14 protein-coding genes are annotated in these 9,389 nt (G+C 44.4%); 4 read left to right on the forward strand and 10 right to left on the reverse strand.

From position 1 onward, the window contains the following. Nucleotides 1-11: 11 nt before the first annotated feature. From OCV56_RS11265 to OCV56_RS11305, 9 genes are all read right to left on the reverse strand, one after another. Nucleotides 12-2,714: a replication endonuclease gene (locus OCV56_RS11265; protein ID WP_086712994.1), complete on the reverse strand. Its 2,703-nt coding sequence runs from the start codon at nucleotides 2,712-2,714 to the stop codon at nucleotides 12-14. After that, nucleotides 2,714-2,938, reverse strand: coding sequence for a hypothetical protein (locus OCV56_RS11270; protein ID WP_086712995.1), 225 nt, complete (start codon nucleotides 2,936-2,938; stop codon nucleotides 2,714-2,716). Before OCV56_RS11270 ends, OCV56_RS11265 begins: the two co-directional genes overlap by 1 nt. Then, a complete protein-coding gene (locus tag OCV56_RS11275; protein WP_086712996.1) occupies nucleotides 2,935-3,162 on the reverse strand; it encodes a hypothetical protein in 228 nt (75 codons plus the stop codon). Before OCV56_RS11275 ends, OCV56_RS11270 begins: the two co-directional genes overlap by 4 nt. Then, complete coding sequence (locus tag OCV56_RS11280) at nucleotides 3,163-3,564, reverse strand: hypothetical protein (RefSeq protein WP_086712997.1); 402 nt, start codon at nucleotides 3,562-3,564, stop codon at nucleotides 3,163-3,165. Further along, a complete protein-coding gene (locus tag OCV56_RS11285; protein WP_167373164.1) occupies nucleotides 3,561-4,142 on the reverse strand; it encodes a 3'-5' exonuclease in 582 nt (193 codons plus the stop codon). The genes OCV56_RS11280 and OCV56_RS11285 overlap by 4 nt, the downstream gene beginning before the upstream one ends. Beyond that, nucleotides 4,139-4,717 (reverse strand): hypothetical protein, encoded by a 579-nt coding sequence (locus OCV56_RS11290; protein ID WP_086712998.1) that lies wholly within the window; start codon nucleotides 4,715-4,717, stop codon nucleotides 4,139-4,141. The genes OCV56_RS11285 and OCV56_RS11290 overlap by 4 nt, the downstream gene beginning before the upstream one ends. A 68-nt stretch (nucleotides 4,718-4,785) precedes the next feature. Continuing rightward, on the reverse strand, nucleotides 4,786-5,121 hold the full coding sequence (locus tag OCV56_RS11295) for a hypothetical protein (protein ID WP_086712999.1): 336 nt from the start codon (nucleotides 5,119-5,121) through the stop codon (nucleotides 4,786-4,788). Nucleotides 5,122-5,130: 9 nt separating this feature from the next. Next, nucleotides 5,131-5,670, reverse strand: a complete 540-nt coding sequence (locus OCV56_RS11300) for a phage regulatory CII family protein (protein WP_086713000.1) — start codon at nucleotides 5,668-5,670, stop codon at nucleotides 5,131-5,133. A gap of 9 nt (nucleotides 5,671-5,679) precedes the next feature. Next, entirely contained in the window at nucleotides 5,680-5,826 is a 147-nt protein-coding gene (locus OCV56_RS11305; RefSeq protein WP_167373165.1) for a hypothetical protein, read from the reverse strand. Nucleotides 5,827-6,213: 387 nt separating this feature from the next. On the opposite strand from OCV56_RS11305, the gene OCV56_RS11315 reads away from it, so the two are divergent. Genes OCV56_RS11315 through OCV56_RS11325 form a run of 3 tightly spaced genes read left to right on the forward strand, consistent with a single transcriptional unit; the run spans nucleotide 6,214 to nucleotide 8,394 of the window. Further along, nucleotides 6,214-6,813, forward strand: a complete 600-nt coding sequence (locus OCV56_RS11315; RefSeq protein WP_086713001.1) for a helix-turn-helix domain-containing protein — start codon at nucleotides 6,214-6,216, stop codon at nucleotides 6,811-6,813. A 24-nt stretch (nucleotides 6,814-6,837) separates the two neighbouring features. Next, nucleotides 6,838-7,320, forward strand: a complete 483-nt coding sequence (locus tag OCV56_RS11320; protein ID WP_086713002.1) for a hypothetical protein — start codon at nucleotides 6,838-6,840, stop codon at nucleotides 7,318-7,320. A 15-nt stretch (nucleotides 7,321-7,335) separates the two neighbouring features. Further along, nucleotides 7,336-8,394: a phage integrase gene (locus tag OCV56_RS11325; protein ID WP_086713003.1), complete on the forward strand. Its 1,059-nt coding sequence runs from the start codon at nucleotides 7,336-7,338 to the stop codon at nucleotides 8,392-8,394. A gap of 119 nt (nucleotides 8,395-8,513) precedes the next feature. Here the strand turns inward: OCV56_RS11325 and OCV56_RS11330 are convergent, their stop codons facing one another. After that, entirely contained in the window at nucleotides 8,514-8,954 is a 441-nt protein-coding gene (locus tag OCV56_RS11330) for a YcgN family cysteine cluster protein (protein ID WP_086713004.1), read from the reverse strand. A gap of 159 nt (nucleotides 8,955-9,113) precedes the next feature. Between OCV56_RS11330 and OCV56_RS11335 the strand changes: the two genes are divergently transcribed. Continuing rightward, nucleotides 9,114-9,362: a YkgJ family cysteine cluster protein gene (locus tag OCV56_RS11335; RefSeq protein WP_017059389.1), complete on the forward strand. Its 249-nt coding sequence runs from the start codon at nucleotides 9,114-9,116 to the stop codon at nucleotides 9,360-9,362. The last annotated feature ends 27 nt before the right edge of the window (nucleotides 9,363-9,389 follow it).

A 9,389-nucleotide genomic window follows, 5' to 3' on the forward strand; every position in this document is an offset into this window, starting at 1 on the left:
CTCTAGCTCTCCTACGCTAACGGCCAATCGCTTTCCAACTCAGGGAAGAACGAAAGGTCTGGTTGTTGGTATTCATCTTTGACTTGTTCAGGTTGGGTAAATAGTTGGTCCCAACCCTCAAAATCCATCCATTTCAGATCATCTGCAGGTGCACGGCTGACTTCGACAAGCTGTGCAGGGCGTTTATTGCCATGTTCGTCTACCTCCGCTGGGCGGATTTTAAGACTTGTCTCGTTATCTACTTTTAGTGAGCTGCCTTTTAGCAATGCAGTTAAGGCAAAGTCATCAATATTTGGTGGGCTATTCGCCAATATTTCATTTGGAGCTAATAACCTGGTTAGCTGATCGCAGACCTGTACTTTCTCTGGCTCCGTACAGTTATTGACAGAACTCCGAGAGGAGCCAGAGGCTCCAGAAAGAGCAAGAGCCCCCGTTTCAGCTTCTTCGTCAACCTTGGATTTCTTCTTAATCGTCCAGACCTTGAGGCGTGTTTTAACCACTTCATCGGGTGTTTGGAACCCTTCCAACTTGCGAACGGTTTCGCCGTGTGGAGAGGCAAAAGGAAGCTCTTGATATACGTTCACGATCAGCAAATCGTCACGCTTAACGAACGGGCCACCTTGCCCCATGATGTAACCTTGCCAGTTACCATGATCAGCAGCTGCTAATGTTCCTGCGACACTTGATTGCTTTGAATCACCTCTCGCTTGATAGCTATCACCGATCACTTGCATTAACTCTTTATTGGTTATCAACTTGCTAGGTTTGATAGGCCCAACTAAATCACGCTGCAGCATCGAGTAGATAGTAAGTAGGTCGACACGCTCTTGCATGAAGAGGTATTCCATAAACGCTTTTTTGTTCTGATTGGCAAAGCGGCGTAGCTCTCGGTAAGTGGTAACCGGTGCGCCACCAAAGAATTGAAACTGGCGAATGTTCCAGCGACTTTTCCAAGCACTAACATTTTTCGCCATGTCTTTTACTAACTTGCCAGTTTCGTCGGACACTTCATCATCCATTGCGAAACCGTCGATATTCTTAGAAATGTATTTGGCAATGTAGCCAGTTGCCGTGCCTTGCTCTGGGTCGATAAAACCCACATCGCAACGCGCTGAATAATCCACGTTTAAAGTGGTTAGTGTTTTTTCAGCAATAGGAAGGCGTTGCGCTGAATCTGGGATCACAACTTCTGGGCAGTTGCGTTTCATCTTCACTGGGAAGTTATCCGCATACACTTTTGAGTAAACCTTGAAAGGGTTCACGGATTTATTCACACGCACAAAGCTATCAACAGACGGCCATTGCTTTTGCGGTAGCAACTCATGCATATCAGCTTTAACAGCGTAACGAATGAAAATATCGGTAACGCGTAGCACTTCCTCTGGTTTAACCCATAGAAGCAAATGCCAGTGTGGTGTGCCGTCATGGTGTGGCTCGGCTACGCGAACACCAAACCAACGGATTTCCTCACGGCCAAGCTTGGCGCGAATACGTTGCCACACATTATTGAGGTACGCTTGCGCATCGCGTGGGCTTGCTCCGTTCCAGTGACCAATAAAGCCACCTTTCTTGTAGCTATTGTGGAATTGAGCAGGCGTGGTCAAAGTTAAGAACAAACCTTGTAGACCAAGTGAAGTGGCAATGTCTTCGCAACCACGACAACGCACCATTAATTCATGACGGCGAATGGCAGGGTTAGACACGCTTTTCAAAACCATATCGGCAAGATCAGCTTCTTCACCTGTTTCTTCATCAAACAGACTCATGTTTTGAATCGCTTCCCAGTTACGCTTTTGCTGTTCTTTGTGTTCACGAACACAATCCCAAGACGCATAAGGAGAAGCTTTTGAAGATACTTGGCCCATCGCAATGGCTAGGTGCTCACGCATGATTTTGCGAGCTTTAGATAAACGGCCAAACCACCACTTTTCACAGCGCATTTTTGAAATGAACTGAAAGATGTTATCTGGCTTTAGCTTCTTACCCGCACCTGGTGCTTTAATGCCAAAGTCTTCAATCAAGTCTGCACACTGCCTGTAAACCATCAGCGCAGCCATGCTTTCGCCTTCTTCTGTATCACACTCGATAGTTGAGGTAAGCGTTGCTTGGTAGCTAATGATGATTGAAGAAAGCTTAAACGCCATTTCTTTTAACTCATCTTGTTCTAACTCGGCCAAGATGCGGCTTTTTACTGGCTTGCGGTTTTTCTCGGCTTTGTCGAAGTCAAAACGGATTTGTTCAGCTTTAGAATTGGCTTGGTGTGCAAAGTCGCTTTGCTCAGTGTCATCATGTTGTTCACTTAGCAAAGCCACCTTTTGAGTGGTTGGGAGTTTTTTATATTTGGCAAGAACCATGCGAACGCGATCACTCGCAGGGCTCATTCTTTCGCGTAGAAAGATGTTAGCCGCAGCTCGACCGCCACCTTTTCCTTTCTTCTTAAAAATATTGATGTAACGAGTCGCAAAGTACTTAACCAAGTACTCTGGTAATTCAGCAAAGTATTGTTTACGCCATGCATGATCGTCTGGGTTGATGTCGTAAAGGTTACGCTCAATAACGCTCATGCCCTCCGGCTCACGATCAAACACTGGGCGTTCTGCCAAAACCTCTACCGCTTTAGGTTTTTGCGGATAAACGTGCAAATGCCCCCATTGCTGACAAGCGATGGAGGCTGCACGTTTTTGTTTAGTAGTGAATGTGATTTGCTCGGCCATTAAGACTTAATGCCTTCAGGAGTCCAGCCGTGGATATCACGTTGCGTACCAAGAACTTCCGCCTTGGTTTCGCCAGCTAGCAAACCTTCGATTGTGCTTTGGCAATATGGGCAACCGCAGAAGTCACCACCGCATTCACACAGTTCTTCACTGCAATGACGGGCGTCTGTGTACGGCTTCAGCTTTAGGCAGTCTTGGCAAAGGACGTGTTTTGGATCGCTCATACTTCCCCCAACTCTTGAGTTGTAACCAACATGAAACCACCTTTACCTTTGCCTTTGCTGATCACCCCTTTGTGGAGGTGAGTGCAGCTTAGGTCTTGGCATGCTTGTTCAATTGCCACTTCCATTGATTCAAAGTCACCAACCAAAACATTGGCTACTTCTTGTGTTTCTTCATGGCGGATAACACCGCCACCAGAGCAAAGCATTACTGCTGCGTATTGCATTTAACCCGCCTCCACTGTTGGATAACCATGTAGCGGCTCACAGTCTCGCCACCACATTTGCATGGTTGCGTTTTGGCTAGTGCTTTTTGTGCAAGCTGAAACAAAGAAAAGTGCGCGAATTGCACCTAAGGCTTGATGATGCATTGCGCTATCAGTTGATTGGTTGAATACAACAACCCAGAAAACCCACCAAGCAGTAATAAAATCTTCAAGACATAACCCTTGCTCAGTGCCGTTCACGTTCACCAACATAGCGCGAGTAGAATCAAGCTGAAGCATTGCGCCCTGGCTTGAATCAACGCCTTTGAACACACGAATGAACTGCTCAATTTTGCGAGTGGTAAAGCCTTCACCACGAAGGCCGTGCTCTAAATCTTTACGAAATACGGTGATAGTGCTCATGCTTCCACCTCTGCTTGAGTTGGAACAACAAAAGACTGCCAAATAGCTGAAACGTATTTAGCTTGAAACTTCGCATCATCTAGCGCGGAGTGGTGAACACCCTGACGGGTAAAGGTTGCTTTAGGGTCAATACCAAGAATTGAACGCCCCATTTCAACAATGGTTCTAACGTCTCTGTCATTCCAGTGAGAGAAATTAGGCTTGATGCGAGCAGCTTTGAAAGCATTCGCTAAGATCACGTTATCGAAGCCACTACCATTTCCCCAAACTTGAATTTCTCTTGAGTCACCAAGATCAGCGAACCACTGATTTAGTTCTAACAGTGCGTCTTTAAGTGAAGACTTTGGTGTGTCTCTTTGGAAAATAGCTCTCGCTTCTTCACTCTGTGTCAGCCACCAAGTAACGGTTGAAGCATCTATGTCGCTGTAATAAGCAGAACTATTCAGGTTTACAACCACTTCGAAATCGGCACCTAGTGCACCAGTAACAGGTGAGAAAACAACGGCACCAATAGAAACAATCGCTGCATTACTGGTGTTGCCCATTGTTTCTAGATCTAACATTACATGCGTGCTCATGCTTCCACCTCCGCAACAGTTTCAGAGGCTTCACGCGCTTCTGCGATTAGGTCAATCAGCTTATCTTCTAAAATAAGCAACTCATTTAAAGGACGGTCTTCGTGGTCAAGTTCGTAACGTTTTCCAAGCGAGACATATTCGTGTAGCAAGTAAGGTACATTTTTAAAGTTGTACTTCTTCAGATCACCTATCTTGCGAACCAAAACGCTGAAATGTTGATTGTGGCTATCGTAATCCACTGAAAATTCGAGCACATCGCCGTTAGCTATTGCTAGATTTATGATGGTATTCATCACATCGGCTTCTTTACGCTTAGAGACTTGTTCAACAATGCTTTGGGCTTCATCTTCTAAAGCTTCTGGGGAAATAGCTTTTAAGAAGTCGCCTTGGTGTGGTTTCGGTAACAGCGTACTAAATGCAAGACAAACACGACGTTGGCTTACCAACATTGCATCGTGCATTTGACGGGTTTGAGCCATGCGCTCTTTGGTTTCTTCATTTAACTTTTCAGCTAAGGCAAGAGACTCTTTTGCCATGCTCAAAGCTTCTTGCGAGTTTATATTTGTATCGTTCATCTTCTATGCTCCTACGCTAAGACGAAAAAAAAGCCCCCTGTTACAGGGGCAAATGGCTGGCTAGGCTGTTAAATAACTTTGCTGATATCGGAATGTTTTAGACGGCGAACATCACCCACTTTGCGGTCGAACTTCATCACCATCTCTTTAAGTAGCTGCATTCCAGAACGGACTTTTTGCAACTCAAGGTCATCGAATGAATCAAACTCGCGGCTGTAATCTTTTGGTGGCATACCACCTGCAATCAGAATTAAGCCACGGCTACGATCATTCATTTCGTTATACATATCGCGTAGCTTTCTACGCTTTGCACTTTTATCGAAAAGTGACTTACACGCGGCAATGCTATCTGCTGCGCTCGGTACTTGGGGCTGCGTTTCTTGTTGTCTGGCTAACTGACTCATGGTTGCTCCTTAGGCTAAGCCTGGAATAGGTGCACCATTAGCCAGAAAATCTGTGCCAAATTGCATTAGTGGCTGTAGGCCTGTGGTGCGGTGTTCAAGGTCATTGATAAGCAAAACCAGATTGCCCAAAGCAGCTTGCGCCTTGGCTAAGGTTTTGCGTTTAGTAGATCGCGGTAAACGCTCTGCGGTGCATATGGCTAACGCATCGCTAGAAAGCTCACCAGAGTGGGCGTTTAGCTGAAGAACCCTTTCAAGCAAGTTGAGTTCGTCTTCGTCTTTTGGAAGTGGAATGGTTACGACACCATCATTAGCAAATAACGTGTTTACGATTGAATAGTCACCAGAAACGCGGCTGATTAACGCCAACTCAACCGGCTTAAGAACGTGCGGTTGATTTGGGTTCAGCTTATTGCGAAGCATCGTGCCACTTAGCTCTAACTTACGAGCTATCGCTTCAACATCGTGATTGACGACAAAATCACAACAAGCCGCATCAAAAGTTTGTTGTTTGCGTTCGCGTAATACACACATTGAGTTATTTGCGTCCATAACCAATACTCATTTAAAGAAGAAAGGAACGAAAACGAATGACCAGCCGATGATATTCAGCCAAAGCGGACATTTGTTTGGGTAGTTTTCTTCCCAAGACTCACTCATTGCATTTTGCTGAGTGAGTTTGGTTTTAGGTGGGATAGCAGGGCTCATACTTGTTGCTCCGCTGCGCGTTGGTAGAGCTTGACTAGGTTGATAAGAACGCTGCCGCTTCTGCCCTTCTTCTCTAGAACTGGGATTTCACCTGCAGTGATAGCGCGGTCTAAGGAAGATTAAGACCAGCCAGTGCGACGGATAAACTCTTTTTTAGTACAAAAAGGTGCGTCTACCGCTATTTGAATAGTTGCCATAAGTGGTATCCTACTTGTTTGAGTGTATTTGATGGCGATTGAGTGAGATTGGTTAGCCATCATCTTGTATGAGATAAACTTACGATCAAATTCTTTCATTTGCAAGATTTAAATCTAAAAGACAGCTTTAGATCTCATATGAAGGTATTTTCAGGATTGTTTGTCATTTAAGTAAAAGCAGGTTTGCTATATGAGTAGATTAAAAGCAAAAGTTCCTCCATTTGAGTACTTGAAGGGGCGGGAATTTACCGAAAAGCTAAAAGAAGTGACTGGTTGTAAGACTTATGAGCTTATGAGTGACTACTATGGCGTACCTAGTTCTACGTTTTCGACTTGGCACCACCATGATCGGACTGGATTTGAATTGATTGTGAGGGAGCACCTAAAGTCTGGGGCTTCTGTTAGGTACCTTGCCCTTGGCGAAGGTAAACCATTCGATGACGAGCAATCCCCAGCCGACTCCATTTCAATTAACATTATTCTCAATGGGAAGCTTGAAGAAAGAGGCTCTATTTCAATCGACTCACTTACGCTTGATGGGTATGGGTTGAAAGCAAGCAAAACCATTATCGTCGAGCACGATGGTCAACGATGCTTTATTAACTCAGAAGAAACCCACGCTACTTCTGGTCGCTACCTGATAGAAATAGACGGCGCTCACTCTATAAACCAAGTTCAAAGATTACCAGGTAAGAAGCTCGCAATAAGCTTTGGGAACTCGACTATTGAAGCAACAGAAGAAGATATAAATGTGCTTGGTCGAGTAACAATGAGCATGATTAAAGAATAAAAGCAGTTGGCTAGAGAAATAACAATGAAAAGACTCTTTTACCCACTTACAGTTTTGTTCTCATCGGTATCTTTTGCGAATGATAACTTTGAGGTTTCGTTCATATCTGATGGCTTCACCATGAACGAAAAGCCTGCGATCAGTGTGATTTATTGTGCGAAAACAAATGAGGATGACTGCCTAAGCTTTAACCTCAATTCAAGCAGCATTGCTAATCTCAAAACAGACGGAAAAATTAAGAACTTCAGACAAGACAACGCTGATTTTAATGTAAATGGCACAATGTCGGGGAAAAACATTTCCCTCTCTTCCAAGCACGAAACAGGCGCTGCTTTGAAGTTAAAGCTCGATAACAAGCAAGCAAAGATGCTTGAACTCAACTATGTAGCTCAGTTGTATGCATTACCTGATGCTGAATATCCCGAGGGCTCTTACATGAAGTTTGACCTATCAACTTTTACCATCGAAGGCGAAGACTACGATACGTTTTTTGATATCGTTAAATAATAAGTTTTCACTGATATGACAGTTCGAAAGTTAGAAGACGGCAATAAAAAACCTTGGATATGCGATGTTCGTCCAAATGGCCGCAATGGTAAGCGTGTAAGAAAGCGCTTCGCGACTAAAGGGGAAGCTCTTGCGTATGAGAAGTTTGTTTTAAAAGAAACCGACGACAAACCATGGTTAGGTGAGAAAAGCCAAACTCGTAGCCTGTTGGATATGATCGACTTGTGGCAAGAACGCCACGGCCAATCACTTGCCCATTCCAAATACACTTACAATAAGTTGAAGGTTATTGGCTTGGCGTTAGGCGACCCGCTTTATCATAAGCTCACGGCAACGATGTTTACTGAATACCGCACTCGCCGCCTTGCAGGTGAAGTGGCTGATTTGAATGGCCGAAAGGTTGAAGTGTCTTTTCGTACTTGCAACAACGAACAAGATCTGCTGAATGCTGTGATTGTAGAGCTGCAGCGCATGGGAGAGTGGAAAGGTGAAAACCCTTTGAAAGCTGTCCGCCAATTCAAACTGCATGAACCTGAAATGGAATTTCTCACCGTTGAGGAAATGCAGAACCTTATCACTAAGGCAGAAGCACACGAATTCCATGATGACATGCATAAGATTATTAAACTGTGTTTGGCTACAGGTGGTCGCTTTCGCGAAGCATCCCGACTAACGGGCGCTCAAATCACAAAATACAAAGTCACGTTCACTCAAACGAAAGGTAAAAAGAATCGCTCGGTACCGATCAGCCCCGAACTTTATGAAGAGATTTACAAGGAAGGTTCTGGCCCATTGTTTAGCATTGGCTATTCGACCGTTTACCGATTCATTGTGAAAAATGTCCCGCGACTAAAGCAGCAAGCGGCACATGTTCTGCGCCACACTTTTGCGTCTTACTACATGATGAACGGTGGCAACATTATCGCCCTGCAACGAATCCTTGGTCATAGCGATATTAAGCAGACCATGCGATACGCACACCTCGCCCCAGATCACCTAGAAGATGTGGTCACAAAGAACCCATTAGTGAATATCAAACAAGCGGTTTCTGTGGACACTAAAAAGGCAGAATGACCACCCTATGTGGACACTTTAATGTCCACATTGTGTCCACAAATTTTCAGAATATAGATAAATATTGATGATCATTGATGGATAAGCTTTTGATAAAGCCCCGTCACGTCTTGTGTGGCCTAGTTCCTATTGGGATGATTTAAAATGTGGTCTTCCCAATCCACCACATCAATTTCATACACGACTTTGTTGCGAACGCTTTCACCTGCTGCGTGCATCTCTGATTTTGATCCGGTGATCAATGGGTGCCATTCTGGGATCGGCTTAGATTCTGATAGTAGACGGTAAGCACAAGTGTCTGGTAGCCAGTGAAACTCATCGATCTTGTCACGAGTTAGCTTCAAACACTCTTCACCTGAAGTGAAGCGATTTGGGTAGTCCTTACACGAACATGTTTTGTCGTTTAACCAGCTACACGCCACATTGGTGTAGTAAACTTCATCGCTATCTTCATCCATAAGCTTATGTAGGCAGCACTTACCACAACCGTCACACAGAGATTCCCACTCTTGCTCGGACATCTGCTCTAGTGTTTTTTCTTGCCAAAATGGATTCGTCATAGGATTACTTCTTACTCTTTTACTGGGGTGCGTGTTATACCGCTAGCCCATAAAAAGTTCAAGGATAATAATTGTTCATTCTTTGATCCAATCAATAGCTGTCACTGCCATTATTTTTTGCTACTATCGCGCACCCTGTTATTTAGTGAGTTTAATTTGATGGAATGTCGCCTAGGTTGTGGAGCTTGTTGTATCGCTCCGAGTATTACATCTGCTATTCCTGGAATGCCTAATGGCAAGCCTGCTGGCGTACGCTGCATCCAATTAAATGAGCAAGATCTATGCAAGTTATTTGGTCAACCTTCACGCCCGAAGGTATGTCATCAATTCAAAGCTTGCCCTGTCATTTGTGGTAAAACCGACCAAGAAGCCCTTGATAACCTGATCGAGTTAGAAGCAATTACCTAAGATTATCTGACCTTTTCTTTCTCCTAT

It is taken from the genome of Vibrio gigantis, from assembly GCF_024347515.1.
GTDB lineage: Bacteria > Pseudomonadota > Gammaproteobacteria > Enterobacterales > Vibrionaceae > Vibrio > Vibrio gigantis.